General features: G+C 65.1%; 16 protein-coding genes and 1 pseudogene. 14 read left to right on the forward strand and 3 right to left on the reverse strand.

All coding sequences use genetic code 11. The features are described from left to right. The 4 genes and pseudogenes from K8V11_RS11190 to nucS form a co-directional block, all read left to right on the forward strand. A pseudogene (locus K8V11_RS11190) lies at positions 1-669 on the forward strand (F0F1 ATP synthase subunit beta); the annotation flags it as partial. A gap of 14 nt (positions 670-683) precedes the next feature. Beyond that, the gene (locus tag K8V11_RS11195) at positions 684-1,055 is read left to right on the forward strand and encodes a F0F1 ATP synthase subunit epsilon (RefSeq protein WP_303914114.1); all 372 of its coding nucleotides are present in this window, start codon (positions 684-686) and stop codon (positions 1,053-1,055) included. Positions 1,056-1,193: 138 nt separating this feature from the next. Then, entirely contained in the window at positions 1,194-1,652 is a 459-nt protein-coding gene (locus tag K8V11_RS14690) for a DUF2550 family protein (protein ID WP_369693072.1), read from the forward strand. Between the two features lie 11 nt (positions 1,653-1,663). Next, entirely contained in the window at positions 1,664-2,380 is a 717-nt protein-coding gene (gene nucS, locus K8V11_RS11200) for an endonuclease NucS (RefSeq protein ID WP_303914117.1), read from the forward strand. 321 nt (positions 2,381-2,701) lie between these two features. Here the strand turns inward: nucS and K8V11_RS11205 are convergent, their stop codons facing one another. Next, positions 2,702-3,853, reverse strand: coding sequence for a DivIVA domain-containing protein (locus K8V11_RS11205; RefSeq protein ID WP_303914119.1), 1,152 nt, complete (start codon positions 3,851-3,853; stop codon positions 2,702-2,704). Positions 3,854-3,918: 65 nt separating this feature from the next. Further along, a complete protein-coding gene (gene mce, locus K8V11_RS11210; RefSeq protein WP_303914123.1) occupies positions 3,919-4,386 on the reverse strand; it encodes a methylmalonyl-CoA epimerase in 468 nt (155 codons plus the stop codon). Positions 4,387-4,578: 192 nt separating this feature from the next. On the opposite strand from mce, the gene K8V11_RS11215 reads away from it, so the two are divergent. The 5 genes from K8V11_RS11215 to K8V11_RS11235 are packed head-to-tail and all read left to right on the forward strand — an operon-like array spanning position 4,579 to position 9,729. Continuing rightward, positions 4,579-5,787: an acetyl-CoA C-acetyltransferase gene (locus tag K8V11_RS11215; protein WP_303914152.1), complete on the forward strand. Its 1,209-nt coding sequence runs from the start codon at positions 4,579-4,581 to the stop codon at positions 5,785-5,787. A 45-nt stretch (positions 5,788-5,832) separates the two neighbouring features. Beyond that, complete coding sequence (locus tag K8V11_RS11220; RefSeq protein ID WP_303914125.1) at positions 5,833-6,792, forward strand: tetratricopeptide repeat protein; 960 nt, start codon at positions 5,833-5,835, stop codon at positions 6,790-6,792. 14 nt (positions 6,793-6,806) lie between these two features. Next, the gene (locus K8V11_RS11225; protein WP_303914128.1) at positions 6,807-7,622 is read left to right on the forward strand and encodes an SDR family oxidoreductase; all 816 of its coding nucleotides are present in this window, start codon (positions 6,807-6,809) and stop codon (positions 7,620-7,622) included. Between the two features lie 43 nt (positions 7,623-7,665). Next, on the forward strand, positions 7,666-8,520 hold the full coding sequence (locus K8V11_RS11230; protein ID WP_303914130.1) for an ABC transporter ATP-binding protein: 855 nt from the start codon (positions 7,666-7,668) through the stop codon (positions 8,518-8,520). A 12-nt stretch (positions 8,521-8,532) separates the two neighbouring features. After that, complete coding sequence (locus K8V11_RS11235; RefSeq protein ID WP_303914133.1) at positions 8,533-9,729, forward strand: class I SAM-dependent methyltransferase; 1,197 nt, start codon at positions 8,533-8,535, stop codon at positions 9,727-9,729. Here K8V11_RS11235 and K8V11_RS11240 read toward each other — a convergent pair. Further along, the gene (locus K8V11_RS11240) at positions 9,726-11,132 is read right to left on the reverse strand and encodes a PQQ-binding-like beta-propeller repeat protein (RefSeq protein WP_303914135.1); all 1,407 of its coding nucleotides are present in this window, start codon (positions 11,130-11,132) and stop codon (positions 9,726-9,728) included. The two genes, K8V11_RS11235 and K8V11_RS11240, sit on opposite strands and share 4 nt — an antisense overlap. A 418-nt stretch (positions 11,133-11,550) precedes the next feature. Here K8V11_RS11240 and K8V11_RS11245 point away from each other — a divergent pair, with 418 nt between their 5' ends. The 5 genes from K8V11_RS11245 to mnmA form a co-directional block, all read left to right on the forward strand. Beyond that, positions 11,551-12,336 (forward strand): electron transfer flavoprotein subunit beta/FixA family protein, encoded by a 786-nt coding sequence (locus K8V11_RS11245; RefSeq protein WP_303914137.1) that lies wholly within the window; start codon positions 11,551-11,553, stop codon positions 12,334-12,336. A 58-nt stretch (positions 12,337-12,394) separates the two neighbouring features. Beyond that, positions 12,395-13,345 (forward strand): electron transfer flavoprotein subunit alpha/FixB family protein, encoded by a 951-nt coding sequence (locus K8V11_RS11250; protein ID WP_303914140.1) that lies wholly within the window; start codon positions 12,395-12,397, stop codon positions 13,343-13,345. A 202-nt stretch (positions 13,346-13,547) separates the two neighbouring features. Continuing rightward, entirely contained in the window at positions 13,548-14,459 is a 912-nt protein-coding gene (locus K8V11_RS11255) for a 1-acyl-sn-glycerol-3-phosphate acyltransferase (RefSeq protein WP_303914144.1), read from the forward strand. Between the two features lie 49 nt (positions 14,460-14,508). Next, positions 14,509-15,720, forward strand: a complete 1,212-nt coding sequence (locus K8V11_RS11260) for a cysteine desulfurase family protein (RefSeq protein WP_303914146.1) — start codon at positions 14,509-14,511, stop codon at positions 15,718-15,720. Between the two features lie 77 nt (positions 15,721-15,797). Continuing rightward, the coding region (gene mnmA, locus K8V11_RS11265) for a tRNA 2-thiouridine(34) synthase MnmA (RefSeq protein ID WP_303914149.1) at positions 15,798-16,595 on the forward strand (798 nt) is incomplete at its 3' end.

Consider the following 16,595-nt stretch of genomic DNA (forward strand, 5'->3'; position numbering starts at 1 on the left):
TTCATCGACAACATCTTCCGTTTCACCCAGGCCGGTTCGGAGGTGTCGACCCTTCTCGGTCGTATGCCTTCCGCCGTGGGTTACCAGCCGACGCTGGCTGACGAGATGGGTGAGCTCCAGGAGCGCATCACCTCGACCCGTGGTCGCTCGATCACCTCGCTGCAGGCGATCTACGTCCCCGCCGACGACTACACCGACCCGGCGCCCGCGACCACGTTCGCGCACCTCGATGCGACCACCGAGCTCTCGCGTCCGATTTCGCAGATGGGTATCTACCCCGCTGTGGACCCGCTGACGTCGACCTCGCGAATCCTCGAGCCCGGCATCGTCGGGGCGGACCACTTCCGCGTGGCCAACGAGGTCAAGCGGATCCTGCAGAAGTACAAGGAACTGCAGGACATCATCGCCATCCTCGGTATGGACGAGCTCTCCGAAGAGGACAAGGTCACCGTTCAGCGCGCTCGCCGCATCGAGCGCTTCCTCGGTCAGAACTTCCTCGTCGCGGTTAAGTTCACGGGCATCGAGGGTTCGGTCGTCCCGATCAACGACACGATCGAGGCCTTCGACAAGCTTTGCAAGGGCGATCTCGACCACCTGCCCGAGCAGGCATTCAACGGTGTCGGCGGTCTTGATGACGTCGAGGCCGAGGCCAAGAAGCTCGGCTACTAAGAGGAGAAGGATCCATGGCAGAGCTAGAAATCGCCATCGTCACGGTGGAACGCGAGTTCTGGTCGGGTAAGGCCGAGATGATCGTCGCTAAGACCACCGAAGGCGAGATCGGTATCCAGCCGGGCCACGAACCGCTTCTTGGTCAGCTCGACGCGGGAGGGACCGTGTCCGTGTACACCGACGGCTCCAAGCGCGTCGCCTCCGTGCGCGGCGGATTCATCTCGGTGACAGGAAGCAAGGTCCAAATCCTCGGCGAGGGTGCGGACTGGGCAGAGGACATCGACAAGGCCGCCGCCGAGTCTGATCTCAAGGAAGCCGGCTCGGACGCGCTGAAGAAGGCCGAAGCGCAGTCTCGCCTCCTCGCAGTCGAAAAGGCGAACGCCTAGACAGCTCCCCGAGCCAGTCTGGGTAGCCCCGTGGGGCCGGTTCCATCAGGGACCGGCCCCACTGCGTTTTTGTAATAGCTGCCGTGGCAAGTAACTTATGTTCTAATCGCGAATCATAGCGAGATGAGGGGGAACCGCATGGTCTGGAAGTTACTCGTTGCGGCCCTCATCGTGTTTGTCCTTCTCATCGCAGTAGCTGCGGTCTACCGGTTCTTTGTCTTCCGCGGTTCGGGCGTGCCCATAGTGTTCCGAATGTGTGGCAGAGAGGGCCAGCCGGGCCAGTGGAGCCACGGGATCATGCGGTTCACTGAGGACTCGGGGCAGTTGGTCAAGTTGTTCAGCATTCGTCCCCGATTCGACGTCGAGCTTGATCGCGCCAGCATCCACCTGGATGCATCCCGAAAACCACAGACGTCCGGAGAGCTCGCCGTTCTCGAACCCGGGGAACTGGTCGTGTCTTTCGAAGCAGACGACCGCAGGGGACGTAAAGTCTCAGGCGACTTCGGACTGGATACGCAAACGCACGCCGCCATGCGATCGTGGGTCGAAGCTTGTTCGATCCAATCGGTCAAGAGGCGGCGTGCTCGCTTTTATTAAAGAGGTAGTCCTTGCGACTTGTAATCGCCGAATGCCAGGTTGACTACGTCGGTCGGCTCACCGCACACCTACCGAGAGCCCCGCGGCTTCTTCTCGTGAAGTCCGACGGATCGGTGAGCGTACACGCGGACGACCGAGCGTATAAGCCGCTCAATTGGATGAGCCCTCCCTGCGCGCTCAAGGAGTTCGATCTCTCGAGCGAAGGCGAGAAGAACGCGGAACTCGCGTCCTTTCCGGACGATGCCCAGTCGGCGTGGATCGTCGAAAACAAGGCGGGGGAGCAGCTCCGAATCGCGATCTTCTCCGTCGAACTCGACACGGCGCACGAGCTCGGCGTGGACCCGGGTCTCATCAAAGATGGAGTGGAGGCACACCTCCAGGAGCTCCTCGCAGAGCACATTGGCACACTCGGTGAAGGCTATTCGCTCATTCGCCGCGAATACATGACTGCGATTGGACCCGTCGACATCCTCTGTCGCGATGCCGACGGTGGCACCGTGGCGGTCGAAATCAAACGGCGCGGGGAAATCGACGGCGTCGAACAACTCACCCGCTATTTGGAGCTTCTCAACCGCGATCCGCATCTTGCGCCTGTCGAGGGCGTTTATGCCGCCCAGGTGATCAAACCTCAAGCGCGAACGCTCGCCGTGGACCGGGGGATTCGCTGCGTGACGCTCGATTATGACGCATTGCGGGGCACAGAGAGTAAGGAGATGCGTCTCTTCTAGGGGCCGCGGACAGGTAAACGCTATGGCACGGAAGAACAGGCGAATGTCCGACGGGCCTACCGATGGGCCGATGCAGCGAGGATTAAACCGTCGTGAGACAGGTCCGCTAGGAGACACCGGTTCGTTTTATACGGTCGTGAGCATCCCGCCCGCGCGAGCGAACAAGGCTTACCGTTGTCCCGGCTGCGATCAGGAAGTTGCCAAGGGGATAGCGCATATTGTGGCTTGGCCCGAGGACGACGAGTCCGGCGACTGGAGAAGGCATTGGCATTCGGGATGCTGGGACGCCAGGGGGAGACGCAGCGTCACCCGAAAGTGGAGCTAGCTGCGGCTGCCTTCATTGCTTTGCGCCGACTCATCGGTTCGTTTCGACGGATACCCGGGAGCGGGCGCATGCGGCGGCGTCTTCTCACTGGTGACGGCGGACGTGGACGAGCTCTCGCCCGAAGCGGATGAACGTTCCTCCTCCCACGGGGAGGGGACAGGCTTGGCGAGCTCGGCAAGATCGCCGTCATACCTGCTTCGGGTAAGTGAGAACGATTCCAGCTTCGCACGGGTATGGGCGATTTCGTCGACGAGTGAATCCCGGACCGCAGCGAGCTCGGCGACCCGAGCGTGTGCGGCGGAGGTGAGGGAGTCGGCGTCGCGGCGAGCGGAGGAACGGATATTCTTCGCATCCGCCGTCGCCTCTTCTCGCCACTTCTTCGCCTCGGCGGTAGCTTCGTCGCGCCAAGTTGCAGAATCCTTGGTTGCCTCGTCGCGCCAAAGGGCGGCGTCGTCCTTCGCTGCGCGGCGTACTACCTCGGCCGCAGCGGCGGCGGCGATGCGCTCCGACTCGATCTCCTGGTTCGTGGCCATCCGGCGGGCATTGGAGGCGATGCGGTAGTCCTCGTCCTCGGAGGCGCGGCGCTGCGAGGCCTCCTCGTCCGCCCGCTTGCGTTCCTGCTCGGCCGCGATGGTGCGCGCGTTGATGTCGTGCTCGGTGGCTGCGATGGTGTGCGCCGATTCCTGGTGCGCCGCATCGAGGATGCGCGTGCGCTCGGCGGCGAGTTGCTCGGCCTGCAGACGCGACTGGCGCACCCGCTCGTCCGCGTCCTGCCGTGCCTGCCACGCGTAGTCCTCGGCCTCGCTTCGCACGAGCGACGCATCCTCGTCGGCCTTTGCTCGAATCTCGGCGGCCTCTTGTTCCGCGAGCGACAACATCGATCGCAGCCGCTGGGACATGTCCTCGCTCGTGACCGGCGCCCTACCGAGCCTGCGAACCTCGCCGCGGAGTTCCTCGATTTCCGCGTGTGCCGCCTTGAGCTCCCCAGCGATCTGATGTCGATGCTCGATCGCCTGATTCCGGTCCGCCTGCAGGAGGCTCGTCTCGGCCTCGAGACGCGAAATCGCCGCTACCACGGCGGCGGGTTCGTATCCTCGGCGAACGGTCGCCAGATTGTGGCGGAGTGCGATTTCGTGGTCGGCGGACATGGCTCCAAGGATAAACCAGAGTGCCCGGTCGGTGGCGCTCCGACAGGCGGCCCGGAATCGGGGAACTACTGTGTGCCAGCGGGTTCGACGAGTTCCAGGAGGACGCCGCCGGCATCTTTCGGGTGGACGAAATTGATACGTGAGTTCGCGGTGCCCTTTTTCGGCTCCGGGTAGAGCACGCGCACGTCGTTGGCGGCGAGGTGTGCCATGACCGCGTCGATATCGGTGACCCGAACGGCCATCTGCTGCAGCCCCGGACCGTTTTTGTCGATGAACTTGGCGATCGTCGAAGCTTCCGAGAGCGGGGCGAGAATCTGGATCATCGCGGCTCCTTCTGCTGCACCGGATGGTGCGAGCATCGCCTCGCGCACGCCCTGCTCCTCATTTACCTCCTCGTGGACGTTTTCGAACCCGAGAGCGTCTCTGTACCACGTAGTCGCGGCATCGAAATCCGATACCGCGATTCCGACGTGATCGACGGCTGTGATGAGGCCTGAGGGGATGCGGGACAAGGGTGCTGGATCAGTTGCCATGAATTAACTGTATCTCTTAATTGTGCTCGTTACACCCCAAAGTGGATCGTTTTCGTACAGTCGAATGCGTCTATAATTGGTGTTGTTGTGTAGGAGAAGTACGTTGAGATCCGAAGCGCACCCGGAAGCCAACTTTCGCGATACCCGGGTCGCACTACCGGCCACTTATCGAGGAGACCGACCGTGACTGCCATCAATTCAAACGATATTGCCGACGATGCGATCGTGATCGTCTCAGGAGCCCGTACACCTTTCGGCCGACTGCAAGGGGCGTTGTCGACATTGAGCGCGCCCCAGCTCGGCGCGGTAGCCATCAAGGGTGCGCTCGAAAAGGGAGGTGTGTCCGCCGACGCCGTCGATTACGTGATCATGGGACAGGTCCTCGGAGCCGGCGTCGGGCAGATGCCCGCACGCCAGTCGATGCTGGGCGCCGGAATCTCACCGAGCGCGCACGCGCTGACGATAAACAAGATGTGCCTTTCGGGACTGTCCGCCATCGCGCTCGCGGGCCAGGCGATCCGCGCGGGCGAGGCCAAGGTCGTCGTCGCCGGCGGTCAGGAGTCGATGTCCAAGGCGCCACACTTGCTTCCGAACTCACGTGGGGGCTACAAGTACGGTTCGGTCGAGGTGCTCGATCACATGGCATTCGACGGTCTGGAGGACGTGCCGACCGACCAGCCGATGGGCGCGCTCACCGAGCAGCGCAACGGCGAGCTCGGCATCGACCGTGCTGCCCAGGACGAATTCTCGGCGCAGTCGCATCAGCGCGCCGCGGCGGCGTGGGAGAAGAACCTCTTCGCCGACGAGGTCGTTCCGGTCACCATCTCCGGGCGTAAGGGCGACACCGTCGTCGACCGCGACGAGGGCGTGCGCGCCGACACCACCGCCGAATCCCTCGGCAAGCTCCGTCCGGCTTTCGCCAAAGACGGCACCATCACCGCGGGCTCGTCCTCGCAGATCTCCGACGGTGCCTCGGCGACCGTGGTGACGTCGGCGCGCACCGCTCGCGAAAATGGTTGGCCGATCCTTGCCGAGGTGGTTCAGTACGGCACCGTCGCGGGCCCCGACTCCACGCTGCAGCACCAGCCGGCCGCGGCCATCAACGATGCTTCGGAAAAGTCCGGAGTCGCCGTGTCCGAGCTTGATGTCGTCGAGCTCAACGAGGCTTTCGCTTCGGTGGGGATCCATTCGATCAAGGAGCTCGGCCTCGACCCGTCGATTGTCAACCCCAACGGCGGCGCCATCGCTCTCGGCCACCCCATCGGTGTCTCGGGCAACCGCGTCGTCCTCACGCTCGCTCTCGAGCTCGCCCGGCGCGGTGGCGGAACCGGTGCAGCGGCGCTATGTGGTGGCGGCGGTCAGGGCGATGCGCTGATCATTCGCGTCCCCCAGCAGAACTGACCGGCGGGCGTCGCTCACCCCTGAGGAAATGGCAGAATCGGACACGTGACTCGACCAGGTAGCCGATCAGCAAACAATGCATCGCCGTCAGATGCCCGTCTCGCCGCCTCGCTGTCCGGGGCGGTGGATCTGTCGGGCCTCAAGGACCGTGCCGATGCGCAGAAGCGCGGGGCCGGGCAGCAGGCTGGCGCGCCTGCGGGCGGCGCCCAGTCGTCCTCGGCGACGAGCGTGCAGGTGACCGAGCAGAACTTCGAGGCCGAAGTTCTCATGCGGTCGATGAAGGTGCCGGTTCTCGTCGAACTCGGCTCCTCACGCGCCCCGACGGCGATGACCGCGACGCTTCAGCAGATGGCCGCCGCCGACGGCGGTTCGTGGGTGCACGCCTACGCCGACGTCGATCAGGCCCCCGGAATCGCCCAGGCGTTCCGGGCACAGGGAGTGCCCATGGTGATCGCCGTCGCGGGCGGGCGTCCCCTCACCGAATTCGAGGGCGAGCAGCCGGAGGACCAGCTGCGGCTGGTTATCGACAAGGTTCTCGAGGTCACCGCCGGCAAGCTCGAAGGCGCGGGGGAGCAGCCTGCGGAAGGCGAAGCCGAAGAGCCCTCCGACCCGGAACGCGATGCGGCGGAGAACGCACTCGCCGAGGGGGATCTGGCCGCGGCGGAAGAGCGTTTCCAGGCGCTCGTGGATTCCCGATCCGGTGACCACAGCCTGACCGAGGCTCTCCGCTTCGTCCAGGTTTCCCGCCGCGTCGCCGACGAGAACGACCCGGCCGCCGAGGGGCAGAGCGAGCAGACTCGCGAGGTTCTGTCGAAGGCGGATATCCAGATCATGGCCGGCAACTACGCCGGAGCCTTCGACGGCGTGATCGCCGCGATCCGCACCAGTGCGGGCGACGAGAAGAGCCTTCTCCGGACCCGCCTCCTCGAACTGCTCGACACGCTGCCGGCCAACGACCCCGACGCGCTTGCCGCACGCCGGAATCTCGCCACGGCTCTGTATTAAAGACACTTCCCGGAATGACGACGGACGTGCCCAGCCCTTTGGCCCGCGACCGGTTTCCACTGCGCGGGCATACCGTCGTCGTCACCGGGGTGAGCCGTCGAGAGGGAATCGGTTTCGCCACAGCTTGCCGTCTCGCGGCTTACGGCGCCGACGTCTTCTGCCAGCACTATTCCCCACACGATGCCGAACAACCCTGGGGTGCGGACGATGTCGACGCGGTGCTGGACGGTGTTCGCGAACATTGCGCCGAGGGCGCACGAATTGTTGGTATGCACGCTGACTTCACCGACCCGGATGTGCCGTCGCAGATGATCGAAGCTGCTGCCGAGGAATTCGGGCGGCTTTCCGGGTTGGTGTGCAATCACGCGCAGTCCGGATCCGACGGGACGCTCGCGGAGATGAGCGCGGATTGGCTCGACTCCCACTGGGCGGTGAACACCCGCGCATCGTTGCTCCTCGCGAAGGCTTTCGCCGCACGCCACCGCGTCCACGACCCTGCATCGATCGTGTTCATGACCTCGGGGCAGACCCAGGGGCCGATGCCCGGCGAAGTGGCCTACGCTGCGTCAAAAGCCGCGATCGCCGGTGTGACCCTGACCATTTCCCAAGAGCTCGCCGCACAGGGGATTCGGGTGAACACGGTTAATCCCGGCCCCGTGGACACCGGGTACATGACTCCCGAGATCCTCGAGGCGACACGTGGGATGTTTCCTTTCGGGCGGTTCGGCCAACCCGATGACGCCGCCCGTCTCATCGCGTGGCTGCTCACTGCGGAGGCCGAGTGGATCACCGGTCAGGTGCTCAACTCCGAAGGCGGATTCACCCGCTAGGTGTGGCACGCGATCGCCGACTGCCACGGGTAGTGTGATGGATGTGACTACCCCCTCGAGAGACGACTACGACGTCATCAACGAAGACCTCGTGATCGACTTCCGCGGCGCCCAACTGCGTCGTGGCGGCAATTCACTCGTAGGTCCCCTGGACTGGCAGGTGGAGCTCGACGAACGCTGGGTCATTCTAGGCCCGAACGGGGCCGGCAAGACCTCGCTCATGCGCATGGCTGCCGCGAACGAATTCCCTTCGTCTGGCTCCTGCCGCATTCTCGGCGAGCTCATGGGCAAGACCGAGGTTATGGAACTTCGAACGCGCATCGGCCTGTCCTCCGTCGCACTCGCGCAGCGCATCCCGGGCGACGAAAAGGTCGCCGATATCGTCATCTCCGCCGGATACTCCGTGCTCGGACGGTGGCGCGAGAAGTACGACGGCATCGACCACGAGCGCGCTGCCGACACGCTCGAGGCCATGGGCGCCGAGCATCTTTCCGAACGCACGTGGGGCACCCTGTCCGAAGGCGAACGCAAGCGGGTGCTCATCTCCCGCGCGCTCATGACCGACCCGGAAATGCTGCTCCTCGATGAGCCCGGCGCCGGCCTCGACCTCGGTGGCCGCGAGGAACTCGTCTCCCGTCTTGCGGACCTCGCTCTGGACCCGGATGCGCCGGCCGTCGTTCTGGTCACCCACCACGTCGAGGAAATACCCCAGGGCTTCACACACGCGATGCTCCTCTCCGAAGGGGAGGTAACGGCGTCTGGGCTGATCGAGGACGTCATCACGAGCGAGAACCTCACCCGTACCTTCGCGCAGAACATCGTCGTCGAGCAGGCCGATGATGGTCGCTTCTTCGCGCGGCGCTCCCGCCCGGGACGTCACCGCCGGGCCGCCATCTAGGCCATCTACCACATGCATGACGACGACGTGTCGTTCATCCTCTCGCCGTCCGGAGGCGAAGCCGTCGCCTGGGCACAGACGTTGGACTTCTCCGCGGCAACTCGCGTCGCGTCCGCGGCCAAGGTGCGCGAAACCTACCCGGATCACTTCTCGGCCGTCATCGAGGTGGCGACGGCAAGGGCCAAGGCCGCGCTCAAGCTCCGCGATTGCGAGGGTTGGGTGCTCACCACGGAGGCGGTCGAGCAGGCCACCCCGTGGCGCGTGGCGCAGCATCGAGCCGAACGGCTCGCCGGCCGCGCGGTGCACGATCTGACGTGCTCGGTTGGAGCGGAACTCGCTGAACTAGTGCGCGTGTCGGAGCAGGTGACCGGCAGCGACCTCGATCCCGTGCGCGTGGCGATGGCCCGGGCCAACGTGCCACAGGCGCGTGCGGCGGTGGCGGATGCGCTCGATCCGTCCACGATCAGCGCGCACGCCGGCGCAGTCTTCATCGCCGATCCGGCTCGGCGCGTGTCCGGAAGACGCATTTCGGATCCCACCGAGCTCTTGCCGCCGTTGCCGGATCTGCTCGGGGCTCTTGATGGGCACGAATTTGCCGTCAAGTGCGCCCCGGGATTGGACTTCGCCGCCCTCGAGCACACCGGAGAGGTCGAGGTGACGAGTCTCGACGGGGGAGTGCGGGAGGCCTGCCTTTGGTCCCCGACGCTATCGGACGGCGTTCGGCGGCGTGCGACGGTGCTTCATTCCGGGAAATCCGGAAGCGCCGCGTGGACCGAGACAATTACAGATCGGGAGCCGCAGATCGACGCCGCCACACCGGACGCGAACGCCGAAGCCGACCGCTTTATCGTCGAACCCGATGGCGCCATCGTCCGCTCGGGTCTCGTGCGGCATTGGGCGCACAGACACGGTCTGCGCCAACTGGACCCGCGCATAGCGCACCTCACCGGCCCCGCGATTCCCGCCGGATACAGCGGCTTCGAGGTGCTCGAGCGGTGCACACTGGACGCGAAGAAGCTGAGGTCCAGGCTGAGGGCGCTTGATTGCGGATCGCTGGAGATCCTCGTCCGGGGCGTCGACAAAGACCCGGATGTGTTGCGAAAAAAGCTTGCTCCCAAGGGGAGCAGGCCGCTCGCGCTCGTGGTGACGAGGCTCGCGGATCGGGGTGTCGCGTTTATCTGCGATGCCCGACGTCATATGGCGATCTAGTCGTCGGCGAAGAGGTACACCCGTCCGATCGATAGCGACAGCGCGATAGCGCCGGAGTCGGCGAGAGTGAGACCAGCGACGGGACCTTGTGCGCCGGGGACCGGTTTCGACCACAGCTCCTCGCCGTCCGCGCCGAGCGCGCGAATGGCCATGCCGTTCCGTCCCTCCCGCGAAGCGAGGAGGACGTTGCCGTTCGCAGATAGGACCGGGGCCGTCAACGACGCTGCACGGTCATCGCGCCACACTTCCGAGGCGGAGTCCCCGTCGTCGTGAAGGGCGAGGACCGCCGAGCCGGTGAGTGCCTCGCGCGTGATCTCGTCGGTGGCCGCGTCGTCCTCGCCGCGGTAGAAGGCACCGGTGCGTCCACCGAGAACGATCGTTCCGTCGGCGGACACGGCTGGTGCGAAATCGGTCTCTACACCTGTCGTGTGGTGCCAGCGCTCGGACCCGTCTTCGGTCGAAAACGCAGAGATGCCTTCGGGGCCGGTGACGTACGCGACGTCCTCGTCCTCGGAAAGTACGACCGGAGCGCCGGTGCGGCCGTGAGGCAGCGGGGTCCGCCACAGCTCGGTCATCTCGATCATCGCTTGCGGGTCGGTGGCGGGCACGTGCTCGTCGGGGTTTGCTCGCTCGCGGGAATTGACCCGCACGGCGACGAGATCAGGCTCATCGGCTCCGGGAGTCCATACGGTGATAAAGAAGGTTGAACCATCGTCTGTGACGGCGGCGGGGGCGGGCGCGGGGCAGCCGCGGCTCCCGGTTTCGCACCAGGACAAGCCATAATCGGGCGCGACATCCGGCACGGGTCCCGCTAGATCGAGCGGGGCGCCGCGAGGCGTGCCGTGCTGCGTGCCGTAGATCCGCGCCTGGCCGAACATCGATACGGTGAGGACGAGTTGTCCGCTGAGCTGGCGCGCGGTGGTCGCGGCGCCGGGAGGGGTCGTGCCGTAACGGAACTCTCCTTCGCCGGAGATTGCCGCCGCGCCAGAAAGGATCGGCCAGTACGAATCACCGAACTTGTTGATCTGTCCGGAAATGCGCGGGCCGCCGATCGCCTGGCGGTTGCACCAGGACTTGCGACCGTCCTCGAGCTCGAGCGCAAAGACATTGCAACCCGCGTCCGACAGCGATGCCTGCTGCAGATCCCCAAGTGGGCTGAAGGTCGCCGGGCCGGGAAGGGGTGCGCCGATTTCCCGCGACCATTTCAGCGTCGGATCCTCAGGTGATTCGCCCGTCGATGTCGAGGAATTGTGCAAGTCCGAATATGTCGAAGACCAGTCGTCGGATTGGCCTGGGTGCGCATCAAGCGAGGAAGACACCGGGCTGCACGCGGCGAGCGCGGCTGCGGCGGTCGCGGTCAATGCCGCTACGGCACGCGTCTTGCGGCGTGTGGAACTGCGCACCCGATGTTCTCCTTGTGCATACCTTGTTTGGCGAAGCCCCACCTGGCGGGACGACGTACGGATCCGACGCGGGCGAACCCGCAGGAATGCCGAGTTTAGTCAACGGCGAACGACTTCCGGAGAAGGTGAACCGGAGTGCCGTGACAAACGCGACTCGGTGGGCCCGGGGTCTTGGGCAGGACCTTACTGACGGGTAAGATAAGGGTATCCGCTAGGACAAGGGATGACGCGCACCTGGTCGTCTCGGGCGCGCTGCAGGTAAAGTGACCGGTTGAGAAGATAATCTCAACCGCGATGCCATCTTGCCGCGCTCGGCTAGTAGGTGTTCACCGGTGCCGCCGGCGCTGTATTAGGCTGCGACAGGCGCCATGTAATGGGCAGTTTTCATTCGAAACTCGCAGGAGGTCGAAGCAGACCAATGACAAATATTGTCGTACTTATCAAGCAGGTTCCGGACTACACGGAGCGTGAACTCACCGATGGTGACAACACCATCGATCGCGAGAACACCACCGCGATCATCGATGAGATCAGCTCGCAGGCCGTGGAGACCGCCCTGAACGTCAAGGACGCGACCGGCGATGGCAAGGTGACCGTCCTGACCGTCGGCCCCGCGGGCGCCAAGGACGCGCTTCAGAAGGCGCTCGCCATGGGCGCGGACGAAGCCGTCCTCCTCACCGACGACGCTATTGCGGGTTCCGACGCGGTTCAGACCTCGTGGGCCATTGCCAACGTGCTGTCCGGCCTCGAGGGCACGGAGCTGGTTATCGCCGGCAACGAGGCCTCGGATGGCCGCGCCGGCGCAGTTCCGGCGATCATCGCCGAGTACCTCGGACTTCCGCAGCTCACGCACCTGTCCGAGGTCACCGTCGAGGGCGAGACCGTCAAGGGCAAGCGCGAAACCGATGACGGCGTGTACGAGGTTGAGTCTTCCCTCCCGGCCGTCATCTCGGTGAACGAGAAGGTCGGCGAGCCGCGCTTCCCGTCCTTCAAGGGCATCATGGCGGCGAAGAAGAAGCCGATGAACGAGATGGCACTCGGGGACACGAACATCGAGGCCGGCCAGGTCGGTATCGACAATTCCTCCACCAAGGTCGTCTCCGCTACGCCGAAGCCCCCGCGCGAGGCCGGCGAGAAGGTCGAAGACGAGGGTGAGGGCGGCAAGCAGATCGCCGAGTACTTGGTCTCGCAGAAGATCATCTAGTCGTCACGACAAGGCCAACCCCGCCGCAATCACTTTTCTCTAGGAGCGAATAGAACTCATGGCAGAAGTACTTGTTGTCGTCGAGCATGTCGACGGCGAACTGAAGAATGTGACCAAGGAGCTGCTTACCGCGGCTCGTACCCTGGGTGAGCCGTCCGCCGTCGTCTTCGGTGCCGAGGGCACCGCAGAGGGCTTCAAGGACGCGCTCGCCGCCGCCGGCGCCGAGAAGATCTACGTCGCCGAGGGCTCGAACGTCACCGACTACGTCGTGACCCCCAAGGTCGACGTCCTCGCCGGACTCGCAGAGAACGGCGCCGCCGGCGTCATCCTTCCCGCGACGTTCGAGGGCCGCGAGGTCGGCGGACGTGTCGCCGCACGCACCGGCTCCGGCTTCCTGACCGACCTCGTCGAGATCAAGGAAGGCGGCAACGCCGTTCACTCGATCTTCGGTGGCGCCTACACCGTCGAGGCCGAGGTCTCGGGCGATTGCCCGGTCTACGTCCTCCGCCCCGGCTCCGTCGAGGCTCAGGAAAATGCCGGCGCAGGCGAGATCGTCAACGTCGAGGTGCCCGCACCCGAGGGCGCGGCGAAGATCACCTCTGCCAGCGCGATCGAGGGTGGCGACCGTCCGGAGCTCACCGAGGCGAAGATCGTTGTCTCCGGTGGCCGGGGTGTCGGCTCGGAGGAGAACTTCGGCAAGGTCGTCGAGCCGCTGGCCGACGCTCTTGGTGCCGCAGTTGGTGCATCCCGCGCCGCGGTCGACTCCGGCTTCTACCCGCCGCAGTTCCAGGTGGGCCAGACCGGTAAGACGGTGACCCCGCAGCTGTACATCGCGCTTGGTATCTCCGGTGCCATCCAGCACCGCGCCGGTATGCAGACCTCGAAGACCATCGTGGCCGTCAACAAGGACGAAGAGGCCCCGATCTTCGAGATCGCCGATTACGGCATCGTGGGCGACCTGTTCAACGTCGCACCGCAGCTCACCGAGGCTGTCAACGCGCGTAAGTAACTGCGCGTCATTCCGTCCCTTAAGACGGGAACGAAGAGAAGATGCCCGGCCGATGGCCGGGCATCTTTTTTGTGTTCGAGAATCGGGGGTTAACCCCAGGCATCGCGTACAAGAACGGAGAAGCCGAAAATCTGCCGGCGCGTCATCTGGGCGTCGTGTCGTTGCTGCATTGAATTGCAGTTGACCGATCAGCATGAACACCATGACGATCGCCGAGCAGCGCACCGCAAACCTCGCCACGCCTGCCCTCTCGCACAACACTCGCAAAATTAAGGGCCATGCACATGCGTGGTACCCATATTCTGCCTGCGGAAAGACGTGCACCACGCGTGCTCTGGACGAGACCAGGGAGTCGGGGAGCGCGATCGCCGCACGCCTTGCGGGGCTGGCGCGATTGCCTCTGTTCATCGGGGCGAGCGCGGTCGCCGTAGCTCTCCCGCAGCGAGGTCGATCGGTTATGGGCCCGAAGATAGCTCGAAAGTTCCTTCGGTCGTTCGGTGTCGAGGTGGTCGTGGACGCGCCGGACCGCGCGACGGAGGCGCTTCGCCAGGAGGGGGTGCTCATCGCCGTCAACCACCACACATGGTGGGACGTGTTCGTGCTCGCGTCGATCGCCCCGGTTCGTTTCATCGCCCGAAACGATCTCGCTGCAATTCCACTTCTCGGCTCCGTTATTGCACGAATGGGCACCATCTTCATCGACCGAGCATCCCTAAGGACTCTGCCCGGCGTCGTTTCGACCGCGGCCGAAACGATGCGCGACGGCCACAATGTCGTCGCATTCCCGGAGGCGACGACTTGGTGTGGGGAGGCGCATGGCCGCTTCCGGCCGGCTATCTTCCAAGCCGCGCTCGACTCGGGTGCGCCCGTGCTTCCCGTGCACATCGAATACCGCAATGATCGGGGCGAGAGGACGGCCGCTGCGGCTTTCATCGGAAAAGACACGGTCCTGAGTTCGATATGGAACATGCTCTCGGGCAGGTGCAAGACGATTCACGTCCGGCTTTACCCCCCACTTCGCCCTGGCATGAACGCACCGGGGAAGCGACAAGACCTCGCCGCCGTCACCCACAGGGTCATCTTCGGTGACGACGGCGAGCGCGACCACCGTTGAGCGGACGGTTGCGCCCACGCGGGATCGCCGGACTAATGTCGTAGAGGTCATGAGCACCCGCCACTACCTCGATCACGCGGCCACGACGCCACCGCGGCCTGCGGCGATGGCTGCGTTCTCCGCGGCCTCAACCGGGCAGAACGCCTCCTCTCTGCATGCCGACGGCCGTGCGGCCCGTAGCGCGCTGGAACAGGCGCGAGACACTGTCGCCGAATGCCTCGGGGCGTCGCCGAGCGAGGTCGTCTTCACCTCCGGCGGAACCGAATCCGACAACATCGGGATCCTCGGAGCGGCGAGAGCCGCGCGTGCGGCCGGTAAACAGGCGGTCGTCGCGGTGTCCGCGGCCGAGCATCATTCGGTGCTCGATTCGGCCGCGCAGGCCGCCAAGGAAGGCGGGCGTGTAGTCACGATCGACGTCGACCCGGACGGCGTGCCGTTGTCCGGCGAGATCGAGGAGATCGCTGCCGGAGTTGCCGAGACGCCGGACGAGTTCCTCGTCCTCGGCGCGATGGTTGCGAACAACGAGATCGGCACGATCACCAACACGGTAGACATCGCCCGCGCCCTGGCGGGAACCGAGGCGCATCTGCACGCCGATGCCGTGCAGGCCGCGGGCCACATCCCGGTCGATTTCTCCGCGTCCGGTGCGCATTCGATGAGCATCTCGGGACACAAGTTCGGCGCGCCCATGGGGATCGGGGCGCTACTCATCCGTAGGGACGCACCAGTGCAACCACTTGGCTTCGGTGGAGGGCAGGAGCGAGACCTCCGCTCGGGGAGCGTCAACGTGCCCGGCGCGGTAGCCATGGCGACCGCGCTCAAAGAGGCGACCGAGGAATTGGAACGCTCCGCGCAGGCACTCGTTGCGCTGCGCGACCGGCTCATCGATGGGATCCGGAACGCAGTACCCGGCGCTGAGCTCGTCGGCCCTGAGGGCCGCGGGGAGAGCGATCGACGCCTGCCGGGGAACGTGAACATGCTCTTCCCGGGGCGCGAAGGCGAATCGATGCTCACGCTTCTCGACCAGGCGGGGATCTCTTGTTCGACCGGCTCGGCGTGCACGGCAGGGGTGGCGGAAGCCAGCCATGTGGCACTCGCCACCGGTTTTGAGGTAAGCGATGCGAAGTCTGTATTGCGGTTTAGTCTCGGCTGGACCAGCACCGACGCCGACATCGATGCGACAATCGCGGCGATAGGCGACGTCGCCGACAAGGCGCGGAGGCCCGACGTCGCACGCTCTCGACTTCGCCCTGGGCGGTAACACGCGCAACAATAGAGGGAATCGAACCGAATGCGGCTGAACTCACGACGACGAAGCAACAGGGGAGTGCACGGGCAATGAAGGTACTTGCGGCAATGAGTGGCGGTGTGGACTCGGCGGTGGCCGCGGCCCGCGCCGTCGCCGCCGGCCACGAGGTCATCGGGGTGCACCTGGCGCTGTCGACGAACCCCGCGACCCTGCGCACCGGTTCGCGCGGGTGCTGCTCGCGGGAGGATGCCGGAGATGCGCGCCGCGTCGCCGACATGCTCGGTATCCCGTTCTACGTGTGGGATTTCGCCGAACGGTTCCGTGAGGACGTCATCGAGGACTTCGTCGCCTCCTACGCAGCGGGCGAAACGCCGAATCCGTGCCTGCGCTGCAACGAGAAGATCAAGTTCGAGGCGCTCCTCGAGCGCGGGATCGAGATGGGCTACGACGCCGTGGCGACCGGGCACTACGCACGGTTGGCGCGGGAGGTCGACGCCGACGGCACCACGCGCACTGTCCTGCGGCGCGCGGTCGACGAGGCGAAGGACCAGTCGTACGTGCTCGGCGTGCTCACCCCGGAGCAGCTCGAGCACTCGATGTTCCCGCTCGGCGATTCGCTCAAGCCGGACGTGCGCGCCGAGGCCGAGGCGGCCGGTTTCACGGTGGCGAGCAAGCCCGACTCCCACGACATCTGTTTCATCCCCTCCGGGGATACCCAGGCGTTCCTCGGAGCGAAGATCGGGCTGCGTCCCGGAGCTATGGTCGATGCCTCTACAGGTGAAGAACTGGGTACGCACGAAGGCGTGCACGGCTTCACCATCGGCCAGCGTAAGGGGCTGGGGCTCGAACGTCCTGCGCCGGACGGCAAGCCCCGGTATGTGACGTCG

The sequence above is a fragment of the Dietzia timorensis genome (genome assembly GCF_020742175.1).
In the GTDB taxonomy this organism is placed as follows: domain Bacteria; phylum Actinomycetota; class Actinomycetes; order Mycobacteriales; family Mycobacteriaceae; genus Dietzia; species Dietzia timorensis_A.